Here is a 25,841-nt window from a genome sequence, read left to right as displayed (position 1 = left end):
CAACCAATGACCAATAACCAGCGACTAAACGGACAGTCCGATCGGCGGGCAGCTTTCCTGGCAGCCGACCAGCCGTTCGATGATGGTCCGCACGCGTCCCATGGCCTCGTGCAGGACATGTTCGAGGCTTTCGAAATGGATGCCGTTCACGCTGTCGCCGCGGCCGGCTGCGTGATTGGCGACGACGTTGATCGCCGCATAAGGCAAGTCCAGCTCGCGGGCCAGCACGGCTTCCGGCATGCCGGTCATGCCCACCACATCGGCACCGTCACGCTCCAGGCGATCGATTTCGGCGGCCGTCTCGAGGCGCGGCCCCTGCGTCGCGGCATAGACGGCATCGAGCTTCATCTCGATGCTCAGGTCCCGCGCGGCCTCCAGAATCCGTCGCCGCAATTCGGCATCGTAGGGCTCGGTGAAATCGACGTGATGAACCGGCGTCCCGTTGCCATCGAAGAAAGTCGAGTTGCGGCCCCAGGTGTAGTCGATGATCTGGTGCGGCAGAACGATATCGCCGGGCTGCAGGTCACCGCGTATCCCGCCCACCGATGCCACCGAAATCACGCCGGACACCTTGTGATGATGCAAGGCCCACAGATTCGCCCGGTAATTGACCTTGTGCGGCGGAATCGTGTGGCCGTAGCCGTGGCGCGGCAGGAAAACGGCCGGCTGGCCGCAGATCTCTCCGAACACCAGGGCGCCAGAGGCTTCCCCGTACGGCGTGCGCACGACCTCGCGGTGCGAAACGTCAAGATTGGACAGCGTGGTCAGTCCGCTGCCGCCAATGATTGCCAACATGTTATTCCTTCCTTTCCGCCAGCAACGAAGCCAGCGTCGGCACCACGCTCTTCAGCGCGGGCTGCGGTTTGCGGAGAAGCGCCGCGCCGGCGGCGCCCTCCTCGATTTTTCGATACAGCGCCAGGCGCCGCTCCCCGGCGAACGGCAGTCCGCCCAGGGTTTTGTCATTGTGATAGCCGACCAGCGTATCGCGCCCGATATCCTTGGCCTGCCAGGCAATGGCCGTTCGATCGACGAAGTGCACATGGCGCACCGTCGGCAACCCGGCAGCCAGTTCGGCGACCAGGCGATGCATCCTCTCGCGATACGCCGCCACCGCCTGCTGCCCCGCCGCGCTCGGCGTCGCGCCGGTCACCTCGGCCGGCGCCCCCATCAGCCAGCAGACGACCGTATCGGGCTGGAAGCGGGCGATATCGCCCTTCTGCTCGTCGGACAGGGCCGACAGTTCGGCCTGCATCAAGGCCAGCCCGTTGCCCTGGACGCGCGCCCGCGTCGCCGACAGGCATTCGGGCAGGGAGTCCAGCGCCAGCACGGCAAGCCCCCGGGCAACCAGGGCGGCCGTCGAATAGCCGACCCCGCAGCCGACTTCCAGGACCCGCTTGCCAGGCAGCAGGCCGGCCATCCAGTCGTAGTCTCCACGCCGCACGTAGGCCTGGCCTTCGGCTTCCCAATAGGCCATGAATTCGACGACGGTATTGCCGCTCACGCCTCGTCCTTCATCGCGTAAACGGCCGGCAGGTTACGCCAGACGCCACCGGCATCCATGCCGAAACCGAACACGAAACGATCGGGAACGGTCAGGCCGACGAAATCGGCGCTGACCGGCTTTTTCTTGCCATTGGCCTTGTCGGCGAAAACGGCCGTCAGCACCTCCGCCGCCCCCATGCGGGTCAGGCTTTCCTTGACCGCGGCCAGGGTCACTCCCTCGTCGAGGATATCGTCGACGACGAGGACCGAGCGCCCCTTGACCGATGTCCACGGCGCCGTCCGCCAGGAAATCTTGCCGCCCTGGGTTTCCGGGCCGTAGCGCGTCGCATGCAGGTAGTCGAAATCCATCGGGAAACCCAGCCGGGTCATCAACTGGCCGCAGAACACGATGCCGCCGGTCATCACGCACAGGACGAGCGGATACTTGTCGGACAGACGGGCGCAGATCGCTGCCGCCACCTGGTCGACCGCGGCCTGCACCGTCGCTTCGTCGTGGATGACTTCGGCGTTCTCCAGCATCGTCCTGGCTTTTTGCAGGTCCATTCAGCGCTCCCGGTTCTTCAGATAGGCGTCGAAAGCCGGGCCGACCTCGGGATGGCGCTGGCCGAAGACCACCGTCGCCTGCAGGTATCCCAGCTTGGAACCGCAATCGTAGCGCGTTCCCTCATAGCGATAGGCCAGAACCTGCTCTTCGCTGAGCAGCGAGGCAATGCCGTCGGTCAGCTGGATCTCGCCCCCGGCGCCCGGCCTGAGGTTTTCCAGGTGGTGGAAGATGCGCGGCGTCAGGATGTAGCGGCCGACGACGGCCAGCGTCGACGGCGCCTCCTCGGGCTTCGGCTTCTCGACGATGGCGTTGATCTGCTCCACCCGCTCGGCGACCGGACGCGCATCGACGATGCCGTAACTCTTGGTGTCGCTGCGCGGCACATCCTGCACGCCGAGTACCGAACAGCGGTAGTAATCGTAGGTATCGGTCATCTGCTTCATGACCGGCGGCGTGCCGTCGAGCAGGTCGTCGGCGAGCAGGACGGCGAAGGGTTCGTCGCCGATCACCGGCTTGGCGCACAGCACGGCATGCCCCAGACCGAGCGCCTCGGCCTGGCGGATGTAGATGCAATTGATGTTCTTGGGGATCATGTTACGCACGAATTCGAGCATCTCGTGCTTGCCGCGCGCCTCCAGTTCGCTTTCCAGCTCATAGGCCTTGTCGAAATGATCCTCGATGGCCCGCTTCGAGCGCCCGGTCACGAAAACCATGTCGGTAATGCCGGCCGCGACCGCCTCTTCGACGGCGTACTGGATCAAGGGCTTGTCGACAATGGGCAGCATCTCCTTGGGGCTGGCCTTGGTGGCGGGCAGGAAACGGGTCCCCATGCCGGCGACCGGAAACACCGCTTTTCTGACTTTTTTCATGGTTCGACTCCCTTTTCGAGCATTGTTTTCAATTGCGCCTCGTCGATCACGGCAACGCCCAGTTCGACGGCTTTTTCCAGCTTCGAGCCGGCTTCCTCGCCGGCCACCACGTAATTCGTCTTCTTCGACACCGAGCCGGCAACCTTGCCGCCGGCCGCCTCGATCAGGTCCTTGGCCTCGTCGCGCTTCAGGGTCGGCAAGGTGCCGGTCAGCACGAAGGTCTTGCCGGCCAGCAGCGCCTCCGCAGCCCCGCCCGCCGGGGTCGCCGGCAAGGCGGCCAGCAACTCGTTGCGGCGCAGCGCCAGGGCCGCCAGCAGGCCGCGATTGCCCGGCCCCTTCAGCCAGCCGGCCAAGGCGTCGATGACCTCGCCGGAAATGCCGGCACTCGACAAGGCCGCCGTATCGATTCCCTGCGCCGCCAGCGTTTCCCCATCGACCACGGCCGCCAGCTGCCTGGCGCGCACCGGGGTCAGCCGGGGCACGCCGAGCGCGGCGTAAAGCTCGCGCCACGCCAGCTTCTCGGCCAGGCCGGGGTGCGGCGCATGCTCGTCGGCCGGCGCCACGCCGACGTCCGGACACAGCAGGTCGTCCACCGCGCGCACATTGCGTTCTTCGGCGAAAAAATCGGCGATGGCCGCCGCCACCGTCGCGCCGATGTCCGGCAATACGGCCAGCAGCGGCGCCGGCGCCCGGCGCACGCGCTCGACGCTGCCCAGCCAGTCGGCCAGGGTCTTGGCGGTCGACTCGCCGACATGGCGGATGCCGAGGGCGAAGAGCAGCCGGGCCAGGCTCGGCCGGCGGCTGGCGGCAATGCCCTCGAGCAGGTTCTCCGCCCAGCGCGTCGGCACCTGGCCGGCCTTCGCCGTTTCCGGCACCGTCCCGTCGCGCTCGTCGGCCCGGCGCTTCATTTCCAGCAGGTCGTCCAGCCTCAGCCGGTAGAGATCGGCAACCCCGTGAACGTAGTCGAACTCGACCAGGCGCTCGACATAGCGCTCGCCGAGACCGTCGATATCCATCATCCGCCGGCTGGCGAAGTGCAGGATGGCCTGGGTACGCTGGGCACGACAGGAAAATCCGCCGGAACAGCGGGTCACCGCCTCGCCCGGCTCGCGCACCACGTGGGCGCCGCACACCGGGCAGGCGTCGGGCATGGCGAAGGGGATGGCAGCAGCCGGTCGCCGCTCGGCAACGATGCCGAGCACCTCGGGAATCACGTCGCCGGCGCGGCGGACGATCACCGTGTCGCCGACACAGATGCCGCCCTTGCGCTCGACCTCGTCGGCATTGTGCAAGGTCGCGTTGGTCACCGTGACGCCGCCGACGAAAACCGGCGCCAGGCGGGCAACCGGCGTCAGCGCGCCGGTCCGGCCGACCTGGATGTCGATGGCCTCGACCACGGTCTGCGCCTCCTGCGGCGGGTACTTGTGGGCCACGGCCCAGCGCGGCTCGCGGGTGCGAAAGCCCAGGCGGCGCTGCAAGGCCAGGCTGTTGACCTTGTAGACGACGCCGTCGATATCGAATGGCAGGCCGTCGCGCAGGGTCGCGACGCGGTTATGGAAATCGGCCAAGGCCTCCGCCCCGCGCAGCACGGCGCGATGTTCGCACACCGGCAAGCCGAAGGCGGCCAGCGCGTCGAGCACGCCGGCATGGGTCTGCGGCATCTCCCAGCCGTCGACGGCGCCGACGCCGTAGGCGAAGAAGCGCAGCGGCCGGCTCGCGGCAATGGCGGGGTCGAGCTGGCGAATGCTGCCGGCCGCCGCATTGCGGGGATTGACCAGGGTTTTCTCGCCGCACGATTCGGCCTGGGCGTTGTAGCGGGCCAGGTCATCGCGCCGCATGTAGACCTCGCCGCGCACCTCGAGCACCGGCGGCGCCTTGCCGTCGAGGCGCAGCGGAATCTGGCGCAGGGTGCGCAGGTTCTGCGTCACGTCCTCGCCGGTCGAACCGTCGCCACGCGTCGCCCCGCGCACGAAAACGCCGTCTTCGTAACGCAGGCTGACGGCCAGGCCGTCGAATTTCAGTTCGGCCGCATACTCGACGGGCGGCGCCGATTCCGGCAACTCGAGTTCGCGCCGTACCCGGGCGTCGAAATGGCCGGCCCCGCTGGCCTGGGTATCGGTTTCCGTCTGGATCGACAGCATCGGCACGTCGTGGCGAACCGCAGCGAATTCCGGCAATGGCCTTCCGCCGACGCGCCGGGTTGGCGAATCAGCCGACAGCAAGTCCGGGTATTGCCCCTCGAGTTCCTGCAGTTCGCGGAACAGCGTGTCGTACTCGGCGTCGGCGATGGTCGGCGCATCGAGTACATAGTAGGCATGATTGTGCCGTTCCAGTTCGGCGCGCAGCCAGGCTGCACGCTCGGCTGCCGCAACCGGTGCCACCATCAGGAAAACAGCCGCAGTGCCTGGGGCGAACCGGCGGCCAGGCCAAAGCCAGCCATCGTGGCCTGCGGCTTGCCGATGAATTCGCGGCGAATATGATCGAGCTGCAAATCGGAAAGCGGCTGGCGGTTGTCATCGACCAGCGCCCCCTGCAGGGTATCGGCAAAGCGCTTGGCGACCTCGCCCATCTGCATGAAGACGCGTTCGCCGTGATCGACGCGCGGCACGTCGAGCAGGAAAGTCAGGCCGTGCGTGCTCATGTTGCGCAGCGCATCGGCGGAAAACGGCGTGCTCTCGAAGTTCTGCAGGCTGAACTGGGCACGCCCGACATCGTCGTAGCGCGTAAACAGGCCGTCTACGCCGAGCACCATGCCGGCGGCCTCGGACAAGGCGCGAATCTTCGTTCCCGGGAAGGCAGCCCCGCGGCTGACCAGGTTGAGACCGATCTCCAGATCGACGGCGGCGCAGAAGCGGTCGATCTCGGCCGCCTGGTCGAGCACGCGCGACGGCGGCATGTCGGCCACCGCCATCAGCTCGTCGGCCAGCGCCTGCATGGCGTTGGCGAAAACGACCATGTCGCCCTCGGAGACGGGGCCGAGGCGATTGACCAGCTGCAGGCCGACGCGCAGGCGGCGCACTTCCAGTTCGCTGTCCGGCGACAGGCGCTGCCATTCGCGGGTCTTCTCGTTGAAACCGACCCACAGCACCGGCTTGTTCAAACGCTGCAGGGCCGAACGCTGGGAATGCAGTATCTGCAGCGACGACACCGGCTCGACCAGCTCCATCGCCACGATGTATTCAAGACGGGAATCGAGCAGTTCGGCGGGAACGTCGCCGGCCTCGATTTCCTGGCCGGCATCGGCCGCTGCAGCCAGTTCCGCCGCGACGGGCGCCGGCGATGCGGCGGGCATTTCGGCCGGCGCTCCGATCACCGGGGGCTCGGGCATGGGGTCCGCCGCCGAGGCTTGCAGCATGTCGTCGCAAGGCTCCGTCGGCGTCGGATCGATGAACATCGGCTCGACCCGCGCCGCCATCTCCGGCGCCTCGATCCGGATTTCCGGCTCGCTGCGCGCCATCGGCCGGGATGCCGGCGACTCCGGCTCGGCCTTGGCTCCCCTGGCGAGCAGCACATCCTCGTGCTGCGGCTTCATCACCGCCTCGGCAATCTTGCGCTGCCGGAACTCCTGCCACTTGTTGTAGCCGAACACGCCAACCACCGCGGCAGCGCCCAGGCCAATCAAACCCATCTGCAATTCGGTCATCTCGATCTCTTCCCGGGAGCGCCATCGCGGCCTGCTTCGTAATTAACCGGACATGAAAGCTTGTCCCGCCAATTACGAAGCAAGCCACTAGGCAGCATCCCTCATCTTCAAGGCTTCTTCGATATCCACTTCCACCACGCGCGACACACCGGACTCCTGCATGGTGACGCCGACCAGCTGCTCGGCCATTTCCATCGCGATTTTATTATGGGAAATGAACAGGAACTGGGTTGCTCCCGACATTTTCTTGACCATGCCGCAGAAACGCTCGGTATTGGTATCGTCGAGCGGTGCATCGACCTCGTCGAGCAGGCAGAACGGCGCCGGATTGAGCTGGAACATCGAGAAGACCAGCGCAATGGCGGTCAGCGCCTTCTCGCCGCCCGACAGCAGGTGGATGGTCGAGTTCTTCTTGCCCGGCGGCTGGGCGATGACCTGGACGCCGGCATCGAGGATCTCGTCGCCGGTCATCACCAGTTCGGCGCGCCCGCCCCCGAACAGTTCCGGGAACAGCTGACCGAAGTGGCCATTGACCGTATCGAAGGTGTTCTGCAGCAGATCGCGGGTCTCGCGGTCGATGCGGCGGATGGCGTTTTCCAGCGTTTCCATCGCCTCGTTCAGGTCGGCCGCCTGCATGTCGAGGTAGCCCTTGCGCTCGGTCGCCGTTTCCAGTTCCTGCAAGGCAGCCATGTTGACCGCCCCCAGTTCGGCGATGGCGTTGGAAAGCCGGGTGATTTCGCCCTGCAGGGCGGGGGCCCGCGCGGTGCCGAGTTCCGCCTGCAGCGCGCCCTCGTCGGCCCCGGCTTCCAGAAGTTGCAGCGCGAACTGCTCGGTATTGAGCGCCGCCGCCTGTTCCTTCAACTTCAGGTCGCCGATGCGCACGCGCAGCGGCTCCAGGCCCTGCTCGATCTTCAGGCGCTGCTCGTCGAGCGCGCGCAAGGCATTGGTGGCGTTTTCGAGCGCATCCCGCTTGCCGGCGAGGACGAGTTCGGCCGCCTGCCGCGCCTCCAGGGCAGCCTGGAGCTGGCCTTCCATGACATCCGGCGGCGCCGCCTCGACCTGCTCGGCGCACAGTGCACGGTCCTTCTCGATGCGGGTCAGCTCACGCTGGGCCACGGCCTGCTGGGCAAAGACATCCTGCAGCTTGCCGTCGGCCTCGCGCAGCGAGAACTGGGCCTCGCGCAGGGCGCGGTCGAGATCGGCATTGCGCTCGCGCTCGGCGCGCACGGCGCGCTCGCATTCGTCGAGGCGCGACTGCGCGCCGGAGACCAGGACGCGAATCCGCGACAGGCCGTCGCGAATCTCCTCGATGCGCTCGTCGGCCGCCATTTCGCGCTCGCGCTCGCCCTCTTCCTCCTCGGCGAGCTCGGCCAGCTGCTCGCTGATCCTTTCCTTCTGCTCCTTGTAGCGCTCGATGGCCTGCGTCATCTTCAGCACATCCATCTGCACGACATGCACGCGCTGCTGGCGGTCCGTCACGTACTGGCGGATCTCGTCCATCTCTTCCTGCTTGTCGCCGACCTGCTCGTCGAACATCGCCAGTTGCTCGCGCAGCGACTCGGCCCGCTCCTCGGCCAGGGCGATGCCCTCGGCCAGCGTCTCGATCTCGCGCTGCCGTTCGAGCAGGCCGTGTTCGCCGGCATCGGGGGCAAAGAAGGTGACGCTGGTCGCCGTCACCAGATCGCCGCCCCGGGTCACGATCGCCGTCCCGGCAGCCAGCGCGGCACGCCCGGCCAAGGCATCGGCCAGCGTTTCGGCGGTACGCACCGGCGACAGCCAGTCCGCCAGCACGGCAGCCAGGCCCGCATCGTCGCAGCCTATGCGACCGGCGAGACAGCCGCCGGTCGGCTGCGGAATCCGCCCGGCATCCGGGCTCCCCGGCAGGGCCACGGCCAGCCGCGCGTCGGGGCGATCGTGCAGCCATTCGTCGAGTTTCGCCGGGTCGCTGCAGGCGATGGCCGACAGGCGCTCGCGCAGCACCGCCTCGACGGCATCCTCCCAGCCGGCCTCGACATGAATTTTCTGCCACAGCGGCGGCGCGCTCTCCAGGCCGTGGCGGCGCAGCCATTCCGGCAGCTTGCCGGCCGCCTGCGTCTTGACCTGCATCTGCTCCAGCGCGGCGCGACGGGCCTGGCCGGCCGCCAGCTCGCGTTCGATGCGCTGCAATTCGGCCTGCGCCTCGCGGCGGCGAGCCTCGAGCTGCGGCATTTCCTGCTGCAACTGCTGCAACTGGTCCTGGTCGCCGGCGAGTTCCTCGCGCAACAGCGACAGTTCCTCTTCCTTCTCGGCGAGCTCGAGCTCGTCCGGCGCCTCGCCGAAGGTTTCCTCGCGCAGGCGTTCGCGGCGCTGGGTAATGGCCTGCAGGGCACGCTGGGCATGCGACTTGTTCGTCAGCTCGACTTCCAGCTTCTGCTCGCTGTTCGTTGTCCGCGTCTTCAGCCGCTGCAGTTCTTCCTGGGCCTGGGCGTGGTCTTCTTCGACCTGCGGCGCCAGGTTCATTTGCTGGTGCAGACGCTCCTCTGCCTCGTCGACGCGCAGCTTGGCGATTTCCTGCTGTTCTTCCCAGCGCAGGCGGTCCTCGGCCAGCTTTTCGGCGGTCGCCGTCCAGTGCGCCAGTTCGCCTTCCAGCTGCACCAGACGCGCTTCGAGCTGGCTGCGCGACTCGCGGCGATGGCGGATTTCGGCCTCGATGCGCGCCACTTCGGCATTGGCCGCGTACATCTCGCTCTGCGCCGCATGCAGCGCATCGCCGGCGGCAAAGTGCGCCTCGCGAGTTTCCTCGGCCCGCGCCTCGGTTTCGCGCAACGCCGCGCTCTGCGCCTCGAGATCGGTCGTCGCCCGTTCGACCTCGAGCGCCAGGCGCTGGCGCTCGGCTTCCGCTTCGCGCTTCTTCAGCAGCCAGAGCAGTTGCTGGCGCCGGATCAGTTGCTCATTTAGCGCCTGGTAGCGGCGCGCCACTTCGGCCTGGGCTTCCAGGCGACCGATCTGGTGGCCGAGTTCCTCGCGGATGTCCTCGACGCGCAGCAGGTTCTCGCGCGTGTCTTCCAGCCGGCCCTGTGTTTCCTTGCGGCGTTCCTTGTAGCGGGTGACGCCGGCCGCCTCCTCGAGGAAGACCCGCAGGTCGTCCGGCTTGGCCTCGATGATGCGTGAGATCATGCCCTGGCCGATGATGGCGTAGGCACGCGGCCCGAGACCGGTGCCGAGGAACAGGTCGGTGATGTCCTTGCGGCGGACCTTCAGGTTGTTGATGAAGTAGTCCGACTGGCCGGTCCGCGTCAGTACCCGCTTGACCGACAGTTCGGCGTACTGCGACCACTGCCCCATGGCCCGGCCGAGCGTGTTGTCGAAGATCAGCTCGACCGACGCGCGCGACACCGGCTTGCGGTTGGTCGAGCCGTTGAAGATGACGTCCTGCATCGACTCGCCGCGCAATTCGGAGGCTTTGGATTCGCCCAGCACCCAGCGCACGGCATCCATGATGTTGGATTTGCCGCAGCCATTGGGGCCGACGACGCCGACCAGCTGCCCGGGCAGGGCAACGGATGTCGGATCGACGAAGGATTTGAAGCCGGCGAGTTTGAGTTTGGTCAGGCGCATGATTTATTCCACCCGGCGCACCATGCTGCAGCGCAGCGGGGGGCGTATGATAGCACCCATGGCACCGACGCCTTAACGCTTCATGGTCGCCAACCCGAGGGCAAGCGCATGAACTCCGACGATGTTTTCCTCACCCGCGCCATCGAACTGGCGCGACTCGGCAGCGAAGCCGGCGAAGGCGGCCCTTTCGGTGCCGTCATCGTCCGCGACGGCCGGATCGTCGCGGAAAGCTGGAACCGGGTCGTCGCCTGCCATGACCCGACCGCCCACGCCGAAATTTCCGCCATCCGCTCGGCTTGCGCGCAACAGGGCAACTTTCACCTGACCGGCTGTACCCTCTACGCCTCCAGCGAACCCTGTCCGATGTGCCTGGCGGCGGCGTACTGGGCGCGCATCGAGCGCGTCGTTTTCGCCAACAGCCGCAGCGAAGCCGCGGCCATCGGGTTTTGCGACGACGCCTTGTATGGCGAGTTGAACCGGCCTTTCGCCGAGCGCCGCATCGCCATGGAACACCGCCCGTTGCCGGGCGCCCTGGCGCCGTTGATCGCCTGGTCCGAAAACCCGACCCGCGTCGCCTACTGAACCGGCACGCCGATGCTGCCCGAAGCCATCCCCCACCGCGCCGAAACCCTGCAAGTCCTGCGCTTCATCGCCAGCGAACCGATCCTGATGCTGAGCGGCGACGACGAGGGATACGGGTCGCGGTGGACGCTGGGCGGGCAGCAGATCCAGCCGGCCATCGCCCGTTATCTCATGGAGTCCGGCTTCATCGCCGAAACCGGCCGCACCGAGTTCGGCGCGCGCAAGCTGACCCTCACCCCCAGCGGCGACCTGTTTCGCGAGAAAGGCCTGGTCTGGTGGTCCGGCCTGAGCCTGCTCCAGAAGATCCGCGTCACCCTGCTCGGCTAGCCGCGGCGCTCATCCCGATGCGCGCTGCACCGGGCATTCTTCGGCGAATGCCGCCTGCCGCAGGTTGATGCCGAGATTCCGGTCCTCTTCCTGGATGTGCCGCTCGAACCAGTAATCGACATAGCGGATCAGGCTGAAGACGTCGGCGTCCGGATTCTCCATGTCATCGATCATTTTCCGGATGCCGCGCAGCATGACCTGATGCTTGTCGCCATGCCGGCGAAAATCGAGCCCCGCCTCGCCAGCCAGCCGCTCCTCGGTCTGGCAATGCACGGTCAGCGTCGCGAAAAGCGCCTCGGCCTCTTCGGCCTGATAGGCGTTATGGTCGATGCAGGAGGCCTTGAACTCCTCGAGCTGCTCGAAAAGATGCGCGTGCTGCGCGTCGATTTCCGGAACATCGATCACCAGCGCGCTAGGCAAATACGACAAGGATGAACTGCGCATGCTTCCCCCTCAAACCGGCTATCCCACACGCCGCCCCATGCGCGGCCGAACACCTGCCAAATTTAGACGAATGTCACAGTTTTAACAATGTGTCTTTGGTGGTAGTCGGTAGTCTCAAAGCCGGCGTTCAATGCGAAACTCGAGGCGGTTGCCCTGTTGGTCCTCGGCATATCCCCGAAAAGCCCGGCACGAGATCGCGGTCCAATGCGCGGCCATGACGCGCCCGTCGCTGCAGCGCACCGTTCCGCCTCCCGTCTCGCCCTCGCAACTCCCCGCAGGCGCCGCGGATTGCGGCGGCGCCATCTCGCCATCGCAGCGCAGCCGCCCCTCCGCATCGGCCAGCGCAAAGCGCCCGCCGCCCTGGACATTGCCCGGAAACGCCTTGCCCCGCAGCTCGCCGGAAACGCCGCTGAGCGTGCCGCGGGCGTGATAGCCAAAGGCGCAGGCCGCCAGAAACAGCGGCAGGACGAACAAGGGCAGCACAACGCGTCGGTTCATGAGGCAGGCAAGTCGTTTTCGGCGATAATCGGCTTTTTACACCCATTCGACGTCCGACGTGAATCCGCACCTCGCCCAACTTCAGCCCTACCCCTTCGAAAAGCTGCGCGCCCTGTTTGCCGGCGTCACGCCGAACCCGCAATACAAGGAAATCAAGCTTTCCATCGGCGAACCCCAGCACGCCACCCCGGCCTTCATCATGGAAGCGCTGGCCGGCGGACTGAAAGGCCTTGCCAACTACCCGACGACGCAGGGCATGCCTGTCCTGCGCCAGGCCATCGCCGGCTGGTGCCAGCGCCGCTACGGACTCGAGCTGAACCCGGAAACCGAAATCCTGCCGGTCAACGGTTCCCGCGAAGCGCTGTTCTCCTTCGCCCAGACGGTCATCGATCCCAGCCGCGGGCATGTGCCGCTGATCGTCAGCCCGAATCCCTTCTACCAGATCTACGAAGGGGCCGCCTACCTGTCCGGCGCCGAACCGCGTTTCCTGAACAACTTGCCGGAAAACGGCTTTGCCTTCGACTACTCGGCCCTTTCCGAGGAAGAATGGTCGCGCGTCCAGCTGTTCTACGTCTGCTCGCCGGGCAACCCGACCGGCAAGGTGCTGTCGCTGGACGACTGGAAGCAGCTGTTTGCCCTCTCCGACAAGTACGGCTTCGTCATCGCCTCAGACGAATGCTATTCGGAAATCTATTTCGACGAGGCCAACCCGCCCATCGGCGGCCTCCAGGCGGCCAGGCTGCTCGGCCGCAGCAACGAACGCCTGGTGATGTTCTCCAGCCTGTCCAAGCGTTCCAACGTGCCGGGCATGCGCTCGGGCTTCGTCGCCGGCGACGCGGCGATCCTGAAGAAATACCTGCTGTTCCGCACCTACCAGGGCTGCGCCATGTCGCCGCCGGTGCAGACCGCTTCCGTCGCCGCCTGGAACGACGAGGCGCACGTTCTCGACAACCGCAACCAGTACCGCGAGAAATTCGCTGCCTGCACGCCGCTGGTTTCCGAGGTGCTCGGCACCGGCATGCCGGACGCCAGTTTCTACCTGTGGGCCAGGACGCCGATCGCCGATACCGAATTCGCCCGCGGCCTGCTCGAACACTATAATGTCGTGGTCCTGCCCGGCAGCTTCCTGGCCCGCGAGGCGCAAGGCGTGAATCCGGGCGCCAACTTCGTCCGCATCGCGCTGGTCGCCTCGCTCGCCGAGTGTCTCGAAGCCACGCAACGCATCCGTCAATTCGCACAACAACTGTAACCAAGAGAGAACACCCATGAGCCACCCCCTGCAAGCCACCATCGACGATCTCTGGGAACGTCGCACCGAACTGAACACCCAGTCCGCCGACGCCATCAAGGTGATCGAGTCGGTCATCAGCGACCTGGACAGCGGCAAGCTGCGCATCGCCGAGAAGATCAACGGCGAATGGATCGTCAACCAGTGGGCCAAGAAGGCCGTGCTGCTCTCCTTCCGCACCCGCGACAACCGCGTCCAGGAAGCCGGCGACGTCCGCTTCTACGACAAGGTCGACACCAAGTTCCAGGGATGGACCGAGGAGCAGTTCAAGGCCGGCGGCTTCCGCGTCGTGCCGGGCGCCTTTGCCCGCAAGGGTTCGTTCATCGCCAGGAACGCCGTGCTCATGCCGTCCTTCGTCAACATCGGCGCCTACGTCGATGAAGGCACCATGGTCGACGCCTGGGCCACGGTGGGCAGCTGCGCGCAGATCGGCAAGAACGTGCACCTCTCCGGCGGCGTCGGCATCGGCGGCGTGCTGGAGCCGATCCAGGCCGGCCCGGTCATCATCGAGGACAACTGCTTCATCGGCGCCCGCTCCGAAGTCGTCGAAGGCGTCGTCGTCGGCGAAAACTCGGTGATCTCGATGGGCGTCTACATCGGCCAGAGCACCCCGATCTACGACCGCGAAACCGGCGAAGTCACCTACGGCAAGATCCCGCCAGGCTCGGTCGTGATTTCCGGCTCGCTGCCCAAGGATGGCGGCAAGTACAACCTGTACGCGGCCATCATCGTCAAGAAGGTCGACGCCCAGACCCGCTCTAAGACCAGCATCAACGAGCTGCTGCGCGCCTAAGCCACGTCCCACCACGAAGGTCTTGCGATGATCCTCGACAAACTGTTCCAGCTGATGTCCGAGAAGCAGGCGTCGGATATTTTCATATCCGCCGGCGCGCCGATCCACATCAAGATCCAGGGCAACACGATCCCGGTCAACCAGCAGATCATGCTGCCGGACATGATCGAGAAGATCGCCTACGAACTGATGTCGCCGGATCAGATCAAGACCTTCGAGACGACCTGGGAGATGAACCTCTCCTTCGGCGTCCCCAACGTCGGCAACTTCCGCGTCAACATCTTCCGCCAGCGCGGCTCGACCGGCATCGTCGTCCGCTTCATCCTGGGCAACATCCCGGCGCTGGACGAACTGGGCCTGCCCAACATCCTCGGCGAGCTGATCATGGAAAAGCGCGGGCTGATCCTGATCGTCGGCGCCACCGGTTCCGGCAAGTCGACCACCCTGGCCTCGATGCTCGACCACCGCAACGCCAACCGCTCGGGACACATCCTGACGGTCGAGGACCCGATCGAGTTCCTGTTCAAGCACAAGAAATCCATCGTTAACCAGCGCGAAATCGGCATGGACACCGTGGATTGGCACTCGGCGCTGAAAAACGCCATGCGCCAGGCGCCGGACTGCATCCTGATCGGCGAAATCCGCGACAAGGACACCATGCAGGCCGCCATCGCCTACGCGCAGACCGGCCACCTTTGCCTCGCGACGCTGCACGCCAACAACAGCTACCACGCGCTGAACCGCATCATCAGCTTCTTCCCGGCCGAGAACCGCCCCGCGCTCTTCCTCGACCTGTCCGTCGCCCTGCGCGCCATCGTCTCGCAGCGCCTGGTGAAAAAGCCGGATGGCAAGCGCATCCCGACCTGCGAAATCATGCTCAACACCCGCCATATCAGCGAGCTGATCGAGCGCGGCGAGGTGCAGGGCATCAAGGACGCCATGGAGCAGACTCTGGCCCCGGGATCGCAGACCTTCGAGCAGGATCTGTTCAACCTGTACAGCGCCGGCACCATCACCATCGACGAAGCGCTGGCCAACGCCGATTCGCCGACCAACCTCTCCTGGCTGATCAACAACTCCGAATTCGGCAACAGCAACGGCAAGGACGACAAGAAGTCCGACATCGCGCTGGAATTCGACAGCACCAACGAAGGCGGCGCCTCCTTCAAGGAATTCACGCTCAGCCTCGCCGACCACGACGAAGAAACCCGCTAAATGTCCGACCCCACTTTTGAACTGGCGAAAGACCTCATCGCCTGTCACTCCGTCACGCCCGAAGACGGCGGCTGCATGGAAATCATCGGCGCCCGCCTGAAGCCGCTGGGCTTCACCCTCGAATACATCAACCGCAACGGCGTCACCAACCTGTGGGCACGCCGCGGCACGACCGCCCCGCTGTTCGTCTTTGCCGGCCACACCGACGTCGTGCCGACCGGCCCGCTCGACAAATGGACCTCACCGCCCTTCGCCCCGGAAATCCGCGACGGCATGCTCTACGGGCGCGGCACCGCCGACATGAAGTCCTCGCTGGCCGCCGCGGTGACCGCCGTCGAAGCCTTCGTCGCCGCTCACCCGGACTTTCCCGGCTCGCTCGGCTTCCTGCTCACCTCCGACGAGGAAGGCGATGCCACCGACGGCACGGTGATCGTCGTCGACGCCCTGAAGGCGCGTGGCGAAACCATCGACTTCTGCATCATCGGCGAACCGACCTCGGTCGATACGCTGGGCGACATGATCAAGAACGGCCGCCGCGGCTCGCTGTCCGGCGTGCTGACGGTCAAGGGCATCCAGTGCCACATCGCCTACCCGGAAAAGGGCCGCAATCCGATCCACGAAGCCGCTCCGGCCCTGGCCGAACTGGCCGCCACCGAGTGGGACAGCGGCAACGAGTACTACCAGCCGACCACCTGGCAGATTTCCAACATCCACGGCGGCACCGGCGCCACCAACGTCGTGCCGGGCAGCGTCGAGGTCAAGTTCAATTTCCGCTTCTCGACGGCGAGCACGCCGGAAGGCCTGCAGGCCCGCCTGCGCGCCATCCTCGACAAACACAGGCTGGACTACGAGATCAAATGGACGCTCGGCGCCCGCCCCTTCCTGACCGGCCGCGGCCCGCTGGCCGACGCAGCCTCGGCGGCCATCCGCGAGGTCTGCGGCATAGACACCGAGCTGTCGACCACCGGCGGCACCTCCGACGGCCGCTTCATCGCCGACATCTGCAAGCAGATGCTGGAAATCGGCCCGGTCAACGCGACCAGCCACAAGATCGACGAGTGCATCGCGGTCGATTCCTTCCCCAAGCTGTCGGCCATCTATGGCCGCATACTGCGGCAGTTGTTAGTTGCTGGTCGTTAGTGACCAGCAAAACCCTCCTGCTAACAACAATTACTAACGACTACCGACTAGCAATGACCGCCTCCTCCGAACTGATCACTGTCCGCGACTATCTCCGCTACGCGGTCAGCCGCTTCACCGCCGCCCGGCTGTTCTTCGGCCATGGCAGCGACAACGCCTGGGACGAAGCGGTATACCTCACCCTGCACACGCTGAACCTGCCGATCGACCGCCTCGAGCCCTTCCTCGATGCGCGCCTGTTGCCGCACGAACGCGAAGCGCTGCTCGACATCTACCATCGCCGCTGCCAGGACCGCCTGCCGGCCGCCTACCTGACCCACGAAGCCTGGCTGGGCGAACACCGTTTCTACGTTGACGACCGCGTCATCGTGCCGCGCTCGTTCATCGCCGAACTGCTCGACGAACAACTGGCGCCGTGGATCGACGATCCCTGGGCCGTCGAATCGGCGCTCGACCTGTGCACCGGTTCCGGCTGCCTGGCCATCCTGACCGCCCTCGCCTTCCCGAATGCCGAGGTGGCCGCGGTGGACCTGTCGCCCGAAGCCATCGCCGTGGCCGAGCGCAACGTGGCCGACTACAGCCTGTACGACCGCATCGAGCTGATCCGGTCCGACGCCTTTGCCAAGCTGGAAGGCCGCCGCTTCGACCTGATCGTATCCAACCCGCCCTACGTCAATGCCGAATCGGTCGCCGCGCTGCCGCCGGAATACCTGCACGAGCCCGAACTGGCGCTTGGTTCGGGCGAGGACGGCCTCGACTTCACGCGCATCATCCTGCGCGAAGCAAAGAAGCACCTGACCGACAACGGCATCCTGGTCGTCGAGATCGGCCACAACCGCGATGCCCTGGAAGCCGCCTACCCGACGCTGCCCTTCACCTGGCTGGACACAGCAGCCGGCGACGAATACGTCTTCCTGCTCCACGCCGCCGACCTGCCCGGGTAAGTCCGCCGCTTGACCCAGCTGTACGAACTGCCCAGCCCCTTCGACGTCGAAACGGGCACGGTGCTGCTGCACGAACCGGCGTGGGCGCGCGCCGGCGAACTGCGCGCCCAGCTGCTCGACGAAAGCTACCCCAAGCCTTTCGTCATCGACGACGGCAAGTCGCGCTTCCTGTATTTCAACGTCCGCCTGATGCAGAGCGAAATGTCGCTCAAGGCGCCGAACGACCTGGCCATCCGCTACACGCAGAAAATGATGGCCTTCCTGCTCTTCCAGCCGCGACCGAAGCGCATCGCGCTGATCGGCCTGGGCGGCGGCTCGCTGGTCAAGTTCTGCTACCACCGCATGCCCGGCACGCACATGACCGCCGTCGAGCTCGACGCCGGGGTGATCGCCTTTCGCGACACCTTCCTGGTGCCGCCGGACAACGAGCGCCTGCAGGTCATCCACGGCGACGGCGCCGAATTTCTCGAAACCACCGACAAGGGCCTCGACGTCCTGCTCGTCGACGCCTTCGACAAGACCGGCTTCGCGCCCGCCCTGGCCAACCGCGCATTCTTCGAGAACGCCCATGCCAAGCTGGCCGGCAACGGCGTGCTGGTCATCAACCTGGCCGGCGAGAAGGAAAGCTATGCCGGCCTGATCGGCGAGGCGATGCACGTGTTCGACGACCAGGTGATCGTCATCTCGGTGCCGGACGACGGCAACCACGTGCTCTACGCCTTCAAGGAAACCTACTTCGAGCCGCGCTGGCGCTGGCTGCACAACTACGCCAAGGAACTGCGCGCCAAGTTCGGCCTCGATTTCCCGGCCTTCGTGCAGAAAATGGAACGCTCCAGCAAGCTCGGCCTCGCCCGCCGCGAAGCGATCCGCCGGCGCTGAGCTCGCTGCTCAGCGCAATTCGGCCAGGATGGCCGTCAGCAGTTGCCAGCAGCGGGCCACCGACGCCACCTCGACCCGCTCTCCCGGGGCGTGGGCACCGCGTATGGTCGGCCCGAAGGACACAATGTCCAGGCCGGGATACTTGGCGCCGATGATGCCGCATTCCAGGCCGGCGTGAATCACCTGCACCGTCGAATCGGCGGCGAAATCGCGCCGATAGACGGCCTGGCAGGTTTTCAGGAGGGCAGACGCCGGGTTCGGCGCCCATCCGGGATAGTAGCCGTCCGTTGTCGCCGCCGTACCGCTCAGCGCCCACAGGCTGACGATCTCGTCCGCCAGCGCGGTGCTGCCGCTGTCGAGCAGCGAGCGCACCATGAAGTTGCACGAACCGCCAGCCGGCCGCAGATCGACCATGCCGAGATTGTTCGAGGTCTCGACCACGCCCGGCACCTGCCGGCTCATGCCGCGCACGCCATGCGGCGCCGCATGCAGGGTCGCCAGCCAGAGCGCCTGTTCAGCGGGCGCCAGCAAGGAATCCGTCGCACACGGCGAAACGGCCAGCATCAGTCCCTCGTCCACGCCCTGCAGTTCGCCGCGCAGCAACGCCTCGAGTTCCGCCACGGCAGCAACCAGCCCATCGCCCATGCCCCGGGGCAGCGCAAACGACGCTACCGCCTCGCGCGGCAAGGCATTGCGCGCCGTGCCGCCCTGCAATGCCGCCAGACGCAGGGGAAAATCCGCCTCCAGCCGGCGCAGCACGCGCACCAGCAGCTTGATCGCGTTGCCGCGCCCTTCGTGGATATCGACGCCCGAATGTCCGCCGCGCAGGCCGTGCAGCACGATCTGCCAGCCCTGATGATCGTCGGGCACTGCATCCGGCCGGCCCGGCCGCTCGACATTGACGTCCAGCCCGCCGGCGCAGCCGAGATAAAACTCGCCCCACGCCTCGGTATCCAGGTTCAGCATCAGCCTGCCTTGCAGCAACCCGGGCGCGAGGCCCCGCGCCCCGCCCATGCCGGCCTCCTCATCGACCGTCAGCAAGGCCTCGATCGGTCCGTGCGCGATGTCGTCGCTTGCCAGGACAGCCAAAATCAGCGCAACGCCGATCCCGTTATCGGCCCCCAGGGTCGTTTTCTCAGCCCGCAACCAGCCGTCGTCCAGCACCGGAACAATCGGATCGCGCAGGAAATCGTGATCGCTGTCGCCGTTCTTCTGGCACACCATATCGAGATGCGCCTGCAGCACCACGGCCGGCGCGCCCTCCCGTCCCGGCATCGCCGGCTTGCAGACGAGCAGGTTGCCGACCGCATCGACCTCGGCCGCCAGTCCGCGCCCCTCGGCCCAGGCCAGCAGGTCGTCGCGCAGCGCCGCCTCATGCTTGGAGGCCCGGGGAATGCGGCACAGCGTGGCAAAATGCGCCCAGACGGCTGCGGGTTGAAGGCCGGAAAACACGGGGTGTGCAGCACTGGACACAAGCATCGCCAAACTCCAAAGAGAAAACCCCCGAGAGTCTTTCGACTTTCGGGGGTTTAAATCTGGGGCGACATACCGGGATCGAACCGGTGACACCTGGAATCACAATCCAGTGCTCTACCGACTGAGCTAATGCCGCCGTCGAAGAAGGCCCGCATTCTACGACGCTCATTTGCTTCTGTCTACAGGCTTTTGCAGAAAATCGACATTTCTCCGAATTGGTGCGGGCATCACGGCATTTGAGCGACCGTGATATTATTATCGGCTTAATTTTTTTCTCGGCTCCGTAGTCACAAGGAATACTCATGGAAGCAACCACTGCACAAGCTAACGAACTCGAACGCCGCGTCGACCTCTCCATCGCCATCGCCGATGTCGAGAAGGAAATGGAACAACGCCTGAAGCGCATGGGCAAGAACATGAAGATGCCTGGCTTCCGCCCGGGCAAGGTGCCGTTCAACATCGTCAAGCAGCAGTACGGCGACCAGGCCCGCCACGAAGTGCTGTCCGAGGAACTCGACCGTGTCTTCGGCGAAACCGTCACCGCCCAGAAGACCCGCGTCGCCGGCTATCCGCGCATCGAGCCGAAGACCAGCGAAAGCACCACCCACCTCGAATTCACCGCCATTTTCGAGACCTACCCGGAATTCGTGCCGGGTGACCTGTCGGCCTCCGAAATCGAGCGCCCGACCCTCGAAGTCGGTGCCGGCGAAGTCGACAAGACCCTCGACATCCTGCTCAAGCAGCGCGTTTCCTACGTCGACGCCGACCGCGCCGCCGCCAAGGAAGACCGCGTCGTCATCGATTTCCTCGGCAAGAAGGACGGCGTGCCGTTCCAGGGCGGCCAGGCCAACGATTACCCGTTCGTCCTCGGCCAGGGCATGATGCTGCCCGACTTCGAGAACGCCGTCGAAGGCGCCAAGGCTGGCGAAGCCAAGACCTTCGACCTGACCTTCCCGGCCGACTACCACGCCAAGGATCTGGCCGGCCAGACGGTCCAGTTCGACATCACCGTCAAGCAGGTCCAGGCGCCGAAGCTGCCGGAAGTCGATGCCGACTTCGCCAAGGGCATGGGCATCGCCGACGGCGACGTCGCCAAGATGCGCGCCGAGATCGAAGCCAACCTGAAGCGCGAAGTGAAGCGCCGCATCGAAGGCAAGGTCAAAGACCAGGTCATGGAAGCCCTGCTCGCCGCCAACCCGATCACCGTGCCGGTCGCCCTGGTCGACATGGAAATCCAGCGCCTGATGCAGGCCGCCCGCCAGGACATGGAACAGCGTGGCATGAAGGTCAAGGATCTGCCGATCCAGCCGGAATGGTTCGCCGACCAGGCCAAGCGCCGCGTCACCCTTGGCCTGATCCTTGCTGAGGTCGTGAAGACGGAAAAGCTTCAGGCAAACCCGGAACAGGTTCGTGCGATGGTCGAGGAAACCGCCGCCTCCTACGAGCAGCCGGAAGAAGTCATCCGCTGGTACTACGCCCAGCCGCAGCGCCTGCAGGAAGTCGAAGGCGTGGCCATCGAGAACAACGTGGTCACGTGGGTGCTGAGCAAGGCCAAGGTTACCGACAAGGCTGCCGTTTTTGATGAACTGATGGGCCAAAAGCAGTAATCTCGACCTTGTCGCAAATGCGACAAACGTCCTGAACGTAACCAACAAGCAACACACAAGGGCTGACATGAATATCGACAACGCAAGCAACTGGGATCCGCAGGCTCTGGGCCTCGTCCCGATGGTGGTGGAACAGAGCGGACGCGGCGAACGCGCGTACGACATCTATTCGCGCCTGTTGAAAGAGCGGGTGATCTTTCTTGTCGGCCCTGTAAACGACGCCAGCGCCAACCTGGTCGTCGCCCAGTTGCTGTTCCTTGAAGCGGAAAACCCGGACAAGGACATCTATTTCTACATCAACTCGCCGGGCGGTTCGGTGACGGCCGGCATGTCGATCTACGACACCATGCAGTTCATCAAGCCCGACGTGTCGACGCTGTGCATCGGCCAGGCCGCCTCGATGGGCGCCTTCCTGCTCTGCGCCGGCGCCAAGGGCAAGCGTTTCGCGCTGCCCAACTCGCGCGTGATGATTCACCAGCCGCTGGGCGGCTTCCAGGGCCAGGCCTCGGACATCGCGATCCACGCCAAGGAAATCCTGTCCATCAAGGACAAGCTGAACCGCATCATGTCCGAGCACACCGGCCAGCCGCTGGAGCGCCTGGAAAACGACACCGACCGCGACAATTTCATGTCGGCGGACGAAGCGGCCGCCTACGGCCTGATCGACAAGGTGCTCACCCGCCGCGACGCGGCTTAACGGAGAACGACAGATGACCAAAGGCAGCCAGGAAAAACTGCTCTACTGCTCCTTCTGCGGCAAGAGCCAGCACGAGGTCAAGAAGCTGATCGCCGGCCCGTCGGTGTTCATCTGTGACGAGTGCATCGCACTGTGCAACGACATCATCCGCGACGAGTTGCCGGAAGAAGCCGCCAAGGCCGGTCGTTCCGACCTGCCGACGCCGCGCGAGATCAGCTCGATTCTCGACCAGTACGTGATCGGCCAGGAAGTCGCCAAGCGCATCCTGTCCGTCGCCGTGTATAACCATTACAAGCGCCTGCGCCACACCGCCAAGAATGCCGGCGATGTCGAGCTGTCGAAGAGCAACATCCTGCTCATCGGCCCGACCGGCTCGGGCAAGACCCTGCTCGCCCAGACCCTGGCCCGCCTGCTCAACGTTCCCTTCGTGATGGCCGACGCCACCACGCTGACCGAAGCCGGCTACGTCGGCGAGGACGTCGAGAACATCATCCAGAAGCTGCTGCAGAAGTGCGATTACGACGTTGAAAAGGCGCAGCAGGGCATCGTCTACATCGACGAAATCGACAAGATTTCGCGCAAGTCCGACAACCCGTCGATCACCCGCGACGTATCCGGCGAAGGCGTGCAGCAGGCCCTGCTCAAGCTGATCGAAGGCACCACCGCCTCGATCCCGCCGCAGGGCGGCCGCAAGCACCCGAACCAGGACTTCGTCCAGGTCGACACCACCAACATCCTGTTCATCTGCGGCGGCGCCTTCGCCGGCCTGGAAAAAGTCATCCAGAACCGCTCCGAACGCGGCGGCATCGGCTTCGGCGCCGAGGTGAAGAGCAAGGACGACGGCAAGGCCGTCGGCAAGATCATGCTCGACGCCGAACCGGAAGACCTGATCAAGTTCGGCCTGATCCCGGAACTGATCGGCCGCCTGCCGGTTGTCGCCACGCTGCAGGAACTCGAAGAATCCGCGCTCGTCCAGATCCTGACCGAGCCGAAGAACGCGCTGGTCAAGCAGTACCAGAAGCTGTTCGCGATGGAAGACGTCGAGCTGGAAATCCGCCCGCCCGCCCTCTCGGCCATCGCCAAGAAGGCGCTGGAGCGCAAGACCGGCGCCCGCGGCCTGCGGTCGATCATCGAACACGCCCTGCTCGACACGATGTACGAACTCCCCGGGATGGAGAATGTCGAAAAGGTCGTCATCGACGAAAACATGATCAACGGCGAGACGCCGCCCCTCCTCATTTACGCTGACCAGCCCAAGGTTTCCGGCTCGAACTGAGCCGGAGGCTCTTGAAAACCGGTTTCCCCGCCCCCATCATAGGGGGCACATACCTATTTCAAAGGCGTCGTAATGTCGAACCCCAACACCCTCCCGGAAACCGTCGAACTGCCGCTGCTGCCGCTGCGCGATGTCGTCGTGTTTCCGCACATGGTCATCCCGCTGTTCGTCGGCCGCCCGAAGTCGATCAAGGCCCTCGAAATGGCCATGGAATCGGGCAAGAACATCCTGCTGCTGGCCCAGAAATCCGCCGCCAAGGATGAGCCGGAACCCGACGACCTGTACCGTATCGGCTGCCTGGCCAACATCCTGCAGATGCTCAAGCTGCCCGACGGCACCGTCAAGGTGCTGGTCGAAGGCACGCAGCGCGCCCACGTCGAAGCCATCGACGTCCAGGCTGCCGTGTTCATGGCCACGGCCACCCCGCTGGTCCAGCCCGGCGTCGAGGATCACGAGATCGAGGCCATGCGCCGCGCCGTGGTCGCCCAGTTCGACCAGTTCGTCAAGCTGAACAAGAAGATCCCGCCGGAGGTCCTGTCCTCCATCGCCGGCATCGAGGACGCCGGCCGCCTGGCCGACACCATCGCCGCCCACCTGCCGCTCAAGCTCGAGCAGAAGCAGGAAGTGCTGGAGATGGAAAGCATCCGCGACCGCATCGACCGCCTGCTCTCCCAGCTCGAAGCCGAAATCGACATCCTCCAGGTCGAAAAGCGCATCCGCGGCCGCGTCAAGCGCCAGATGGAAAAGAGCCAGCGCGAGTATTACCTGAACGAACAGGTCAAGGCCATCCAGAAGGAACTCGGCGAAGGCGAGGAAGGTGCCGATCTCGAGGAGCTGGACAAGAAGATCAACGCCGCCGGCATGAGCAAGGAAGGCCTGGCCAAGGCGCAGGGCGAGCTGAAGAAGCTGCGCCTGATGTCGCCGATGTCGGCCGAGGCCACCGTCGTGCGCAATTTCATCGAAACGCTGATCGGCCTGCCGTGGCGCAAGAAGACGCGCATCAGCAAGGACCTGCGCGCCGCCGAGAAGATTCTCGACCAGGACCACTACGGCCTCGACAAGGTCAAGGAACGCATCGTCGAATACCTCGCCGTGCAACAGCGCGTCGACAAGGTCAAGGCGCCGATCCTGTGCCTGGTCGGCCCCCCGGGCGTCGGCAAGACCTCGCTCGGCCAGTCCATCGCCAAGGCGACGAACCGCAAGTTCGTGCGCATGGCCCTGGGCGGCGTCCGTGACGAAGCCGAAATCCGCGGCCACCGCCGCACCTACATCGGCTCCATGCCGGGCAAGATCCTGCAGAGCCTGACCAAGATCGGCGTGCGCAACCCGCTGTTCCTGCTCGACGAAGTGGACAAGCTCGGCCAGGACTTCCGCGGCGACCCGTCGTCGGCCCTGCTCGAAGTGCTCGACCCGGAGCAGAACAACACCTTCCAGGATCACTACGTCGAAGTCGATTTCGACCTTTCCGACGTGATGTTCGTGGCCACGGCCAATACGCTGAACATCCCGGCGCCGCTGCTCGACCGCATGGAAGTGATCCGCCTGTCCGGCTACACCGAGGACGAGAAGGTCAACATCGCCATGCGCTACCTGCTGCCCAAGCAGCTGAAGAACAACGGCGTCAAGAAAACCGAGGCGACGGTGGCCGAAAGCGCCATCCGCGACATCGTCCGCTACTACACCCGGGAAGCCGGCGTGCGCGCGCTCGAACGCGAAATCTCCAAGATCTGCCGCAAGATCGTCAAGACCCTGGTCCTCAAGAAGCGCGACTCGAAGATTGCCGTCAATGCCAAGAACCTGGACAAGTTCCTCGGCGTCCAACGCTACAGTTTCGGCATGGCCGAGAAGGAAAACCAGGTCGGCCAGGTCACCGGTCTGGCGTGGACCGAAGTCGGCGGCGAACTGCTGACCATCGAGTGCGCCAACATGCCGGGCAAGGGCAACATCATCCGCACCGGCTCGCTCGGTGACGTCATGAAGGAATCGGTCGAAGCCGCCCGCTCCGTGGTGCGCGCCCGCTCGCACCGCCTCGGCATCAAGGACGAGGCCTTCGAGAAGACCGACATCCACATCCACGTGCCGGAAGGCGCCACGCCGAAGGATGGTCCGTCGGCCGGCATCGCCATGACCACGGCGCTGGTGTCGTCCTACACCGGCATCCCGGTCCGCTGCGAGGTGTGCATGACCGGCGAGATCACGCTGCGCGGCGAAGTGCTGGCCATCGGCGGCCTCAAGGAAAAGCTGCTGGCCGCCGTGCGCGGCGGCTTGAAGACGGCGCTGATCCCGGAAGAGAACGTCAAGGACCTCACCGAGATCCCTGACAACATCAAGAACAAGATCGAGATCGTCCCGGTCAAGTGGATCGACCAGGTGCTGGAACGGGCGCTGGAACGCAAGCCGGAAGCCCTGCCGGCCGACACCGGCGCCGATTCCGGCGTTCAGGCCGCAACCGACGTAGCCGCGGCCTCGACCGTCGTTACTCATTGATTTTGAAGGGAAGGATGCCGGTGGCTTAGGCG

22 protein-coding genes and 1 tRNA gene are annotated in these 25,841 nt (G+C 65.3%); 12 read left to right on the top strand and 11 right to left on the bottom strand.

From position 1 onward, the window contains the following. Positions 1-24 precede the first annotated feature (24 nt). The 7 genes from Q0P59_RS08395 to smc all read right to left on the bottom strand — a co-directional run bounded on the left by Q0P59_RS08395 (position 25) and on the right by smc (position 10,156). Positions 25-795: an S-methyl-5'-thioinosine phosphorylase gene (locus tag Q0P59_RS08395; protein ID WP_295005532.1), complete on the bottom strand. Its 771-nt coding sequence runs from the start codon at positions 793-795 to the stop codon at positions 25-27. A gap of 1 nt (position 796) precedes the next feature. After that, positions 797-1,501, bottom strand: a complete 705-nt coding sequence (locus tag Q0P59_RS08390; RefSeq protein ID WP_295005530.1) for a methyltransferase domain-containing protein — start codon at positions 1,499-1,501, stop codon at positions 797-799. Further along, positions 1,498-2,046, bottom strand: a complete 549-nt coding sequence (locus Q0P59_RS08385) for a hypoxanthine-guanine phosphoribosyltransferase (protein WP_295005528.1) — start codon at positions 2,044-2,046, stop codon at positions 1,498-1,500. Before Q0P59_RS08385 ends, Q0P59_RS08390 begins: the two co-directional genes overlap by 4 nt. Continuing rightward, the gene (galU, locus tag Q0P59_RS08380) at positions 2,047-2,916 is read right to left on the bottom strand and encodes a UTP--glucose-1-phosphate uridylyltransferase GalU (RefSeq protein WP_295005526.1); all 870 of its coding nucleotides are present in this window, start codon (positions 2,914-2,916) and stop codon (positions 2,047-2,049) included. Beyond that, on the bottom strand, positions 2,913-5,300 hold the full coding sequence (gene ligA / locus Q0P59_RS08375) for an NAD-dependent DNA ligase LigA (protein ID WP_295005524.1): 2,388 nt from the start codon (positions 5,298-5,300) through the stop codon (positions 2,913-2,915). Before ligA ends, galU begins: the two co-directional genes overlap by 4 nt. After that, positions 5,300-6,559 (bottom strand): cell division protein ZipA C-terminal FtsZ-binding domain-containing protein, encoded by a 1,260-nt coding sequence (locus Q0P59_RS08370; RefSeq protein WP_295005522.1) that lies wholly within the window; start codon positions 6,557-6,559, stop codon positions 5,300-5,302. The genes ligA and Q0P59_RS08370 overlap by 1 nt, the downstream gene beginning before the upstream one ends. Positions 6,560-6,646: 87 nt before the next feature. Further along, on the bottom strand, positions 6,647-10,156 hold the full coding sequence (smc, locus tag Q0P59_RS08365; RefSeq protein WP_295005520.1) for a chromosome segregation protein SMC: 3,510 nt from the start codon (positions 10,154-10,156) through the stop codon (positions 6,647-6,649). A 108-nt stretch (positions 10,157-10,264) separates the two neighbouring features. Here smc and Q0P59_RS08360 point away from each other — a divergent pair, with 108 nt between their 5' ends. Both Q0P59_RS08360 and Q0P59_RS08355 read left to right on the top strand, forming a co-directional pair. After that, complete coding sequence (locus Q0P59_RS08360; protein ID WP_295005518.1) at positions 10,265-10,738, top strand: nucleoside deaminase; 474 nt, start codon at positions 10,265-10,267, stop codon at positions 10,736-10,738. A 12-nt stretch (positions 10,739-10,750) separates the two neighbouring features. Then, positions 10,751-11,065: a hypothetical protein gene (locus Q0P59_RS08355; RefSeq protein ID WP_295005516.1), complete on the top strand. Its 315-nt coding sequence runs from the start codon at positions 10,751-10,753 to the stop codon at positions 11,063-11,065. Between the two features lie 9 nt (positions 11,066-11,074). Here Q0P59_RS08355 and Q0P59_RS08350 read toward each other — a convergent pair whose 3' ends face one another. Beyond that, positions 11,075-11,509, bottom strand: coding sequence for a hemerythrin family protein (locus tag Q0P59_RS08350; RefSeq protein WP_295005514.1), 435 nt, complete (start codon positions 11,507-11,509; stop codon positions 11,075-11,077). A 114-nt stretch (positions 11,510-11,623) separates the two neighbouring features. Further along, complete coding sequence (locus Q0P59_RS08345; RefSeq protein ID WP_295005512.1) at positions 11,624-12,007, bottom strand: hypothetical protein; 384 nt, start codon at positions 12,005-12,007, stop codon at positions 11,624-11,626. Between the two features lie 58 nt (positions 12,008-12,065). Between Q0P59_RS08345 and dapC the strand changes: the two genes are divergently transcribed. From dapC to Q0P59_RS08315, 6 genes are read left to right on the top strand one after another with little or no spacing between them, the layout of a single operon-like run. Beyond that, a complete protein-coding gene (dapC, locus tag Q0P59_RS08340; protein WP_295005509.1) occupies positions 12,066-13,256 on the top strand; it encodes a succinyldiaminopimelate transaminase in 1,191 nt (396 codons plus the stop codon). Between the two features lie 16 nt (positions 13,257-13,272). Continuing rightward, positions 13,273-14,088 carry a 2,3,4,5-tetrahydropyridine-2,6-dicarboxylate N-succinyltransferase gene (gene dapD, locus Q0P59_RS08335; protein WP_295005507.1) on the top strand — a complete coding sequence of 272 codons (816 nt, stop codon included), beginning with the start codon at positions 13,273-13,275 and terminating at the stop codon, positions 14,086-14,088. A gap of 27 nt (positions 14,089-14,115) precedes the next feature. Continuing rightward, entirely contained in the window at positions 14,116-15,303 is a 1,188-nt protein-coding gene (locus tag Q0P59_RS08330; RefSeq protein ID WP_295005505.1) for a PilT/PilU family type 4a pilus ATPase, read from the top strand. Then, positions 15,304-16,443 carry a succinyl-diaminopimelate desuccinylase gene (gene dapE, locus Q0P59_RS08325; RefSeq protein ID WP_295005503.1) on the top strand — a complete coding sequence of 380 codons (1,140 nt, stop codon included), beginning with the start codon at positions 15,304-15,306 and terminating at the stop codon, positions 16,441-16,443. A gap of 53 nt (positions 16,444-16,496) precedes the next feature. After that, a complete protein-coding gene (gene prmB, locus Q0P59_RS08320) occupies positions 16,497-17,387 on the top strand; it encodes a 50S ribosomal protein L3 N(5)-glutamine methyltransferase (protein WP_295005501.1) in 891 nt (296 codons plus the stop codon). 9 nt (positions 17,388-17,396) lie between these two features. Next, entirely contained in the window at positions 17,397-18,266 is an 870-nt protein-coding gene (locus Q0P59_RS08315) for a spermidine synthase-like protein (protein WP_295005499.1), read from the top strand. A 9-nt stretch (positions 18,267-18,275) separates the two neighbouring features. Here the strand turns inward: Q0P59_RS08315 and Q0P59_RS08310 are convergent, their stop codons facing one another. Both Q0P59_RS08310 and Q0P59_RS08305 read right to left on the bottom strand, forming a co-directional pair. Next, a complete protein-coding gene (locus tag Q0P59_RS08310; RefSeq protein WP_295005497.1) occupies positions 18,276-19,739 on the bottom strand; it encodes an aminoacyl-histidine dipeptidase in 1,464 nt (487 codons plus the stop codon). Positions 19,740-19,802: 63 nt separating this feature from the next. Next, a tRNA-His gene (locus tag Q0P59_RS08305) sits at positions 19,803-19,878 on the bottom strand. 166 nt (positions 19,879-20,044) lie between these two features. Here Q0P59_RS08305 and tig point away from each other — a divergent pair. The 4 genes from tig (at position 20,045) to lon (ending at position 25,809) form a co-directional block, all read left to right on the top strand. Continuing rightward, on the top strand, positions 20,045-21,349 hold the full coding sequence (gene tig, locus Q0P59_RS08300) for a trigger factor (RefSeq protein ID WP_295005495.1): 1,305 nt from the start codon (positions 20,045-20,047) through the stop codon (positions 21,347-21,349). A gap of 67 nt (positions 21,350-21,416) precedes the next feature. After that, positions 21,417-22,046 (top strand): ATP-dependent Clp endopeptidase proteolytic subunit ClpP, encoded by a 630-nt coding sequence (gene clpP, locus Q0P59_RS08295; RefSeq protein WP_295005493.1) that lies wholly within the window; start codon positions 21,417-21,419, stop codon positions 22,044-22,046. A gap of 13 nt (positions 22,047-22,059) precedes the next feature. After that, on the top strand, positions 22,060-23,322 hold the full coding sequence (clpX, locus tag Q0P59_RS08290; protein WP_295005491.1) for an ATP-dependent Clp protease ATP-binding subunit ClpX: 1,263 nt from the start codon (positions 22,060-22,062) through the stop codon (positions 23,320-23,322). 72 nt (positions 23,323-23,394) lie between these two features. After that, on the top strand, positions 23,395-25,809 hold the full coding sequence (lon, locus tag Q0P59_RS08285) for an endopeptidase La (protein ID WP_295005489.1): 2,415 nt from the start codon (positions 23,395-23,397) through the stop codon (positions 25,807-25,809). Positions 25,810-25,841 lie beyond the last annotated feature (32 nt).

This window comes from uncultured Dechloromonas sp. (assembly GCF_945957265.1).
Classification (GTDB): Bacteria; Pseudomonadota; Gammaproteobacteria; order Burkholderiales; family Rhodocyclaceae; genus Azonexus.
This window is presented reverse-complemented; position numbering and strand designations above follow the sequence as displayed.

Excerpts from the sequence above, each read along its gene's own strand:
- galU (WP_295005526.1), bottom strand. The coding sequence starts at position 2,916 with ATGAAAAAAGTCAGAAAAGCGGTGTTTCCGGTCGCCGGCATGGGGACC.
- dapD (WP_295005507.1), top strand. The coding sequence starts at position 13,273 with ATGAGCCACCCCCTGCAAGCCACCATCGACGATCTCTGGGAACGTCGC.
- clpP (WP_295005493.1), top strand. The coding sequence starts at position 21,417 with ATGAATATCGACAACGCAAGCAACTGGGATCCGCAGGCTCTGGGCCTC.
- Q0P59_RS08330 (WP_295005505.1), top strand. The coding sequence starts at position 14,116 with ATGATCCTCGACAAACTGTTCCAGCTGATGTCCGAGAAGCAGGCGTCG.
- tig (WP_295005495.1), top strand. The coding sequence starts at position 20,045 with ATGGAAGCAACCACTGCACAAGCTAACGAACTCGAACGCCGCGTCGAC.
- clpX (WP_295005491.1), top strand. The coding sequence starts at position 22,060 with ATGACCAAAGGCAGCCAGGAAAAACTGCTCTACTGCTCCTTCTGCGGC.
- Q0P59_RS08395 (WP_295005532.1), bottom strand. The coding sequence starts at position 795 with ATGTTGGCAATCATTGGCGGCAGCGGACTGACCACGCTGTCCAATCTT.
- Q0P59_RS08370 (WP_295005522.1), bottom strand. The coding sequence starts at position 6,559 with ATGACCGAATTGCAGATGGGTTTGATTGGCCTGGGCGCTGCCGCGGTG.
- Q0P59_RS08355 (WP_295005516.1), top strand. The coding sequence starts at position 10,751 with ATGCTGCCCGAAGCCATCCCCCACCGCGCCGAAACCCTGCAAGTCCTG.
- Q0P59_RS08345 (WP_295005512.1), bottom strand. The coding sequence starts at position 12,007 with ATGAACCGACGCGTTGTGCTGCCCTTGTTCGTCCTGCCGCTGTTTCTG.
- smc (WP_295005520.1), bottom strand. The coding sequence starts at position 10,156 with ATGCGCCTGACCAAACTCAAACTCGCCGGCTTCAAATCCTTCGTCGAT.
- Q0P59_RS08350 (WP_295005514.1), bottom strand. The coding sequence starts at position 11,509 with ATGCGCAGTTCATCCTTGTCGTATTTGCCTAGCGCGCTGGTGATCGAT.
- lon (WP_295005489.1), top strand. The coding sequence starts at position 23,395 with ATGTCGAACCCCAACACCCTCCCGGAAACCGTCGAACTGCCGCTGCTG.
- ligA (WP_295005524.1), bottom strand. The coding sequence starts at position 5,300 with ATGGTGGCACCGGTTGCGGCAGCCGAGCGTGCAGCCTGGCTGCGCGCC.
- Q0P59_RS08360 (WP_295005518.1), top strand. The coding sequence starts at position 10,265 with ATGAACTCCGACGATGTTTTCCTCACCCGCGCCATCGAACTGGCGCGA.
- prmB (WP_295005501.1), top strand. The coding sequence starts at position 16,497 with ATGACCGCCTCCTCCGAACTGATCACTGTCCGCGACTATCTCCGCTAC.
- dapE (WP_295005503.1), top strand. The coding sequence starts at position 15,304 with ATGTCCGACCCCACTTTTGAACTGGCGAAAGACCTCATCGCCTGTCAC.
- Q0P59_RS08385 (WP_295005528.1), bottom strand. The coding sequence starts at position 2,046 with ATGGACCTGCAAAAAGCCAGGACGATGCTGGAGAACGCCGAAGTCATC.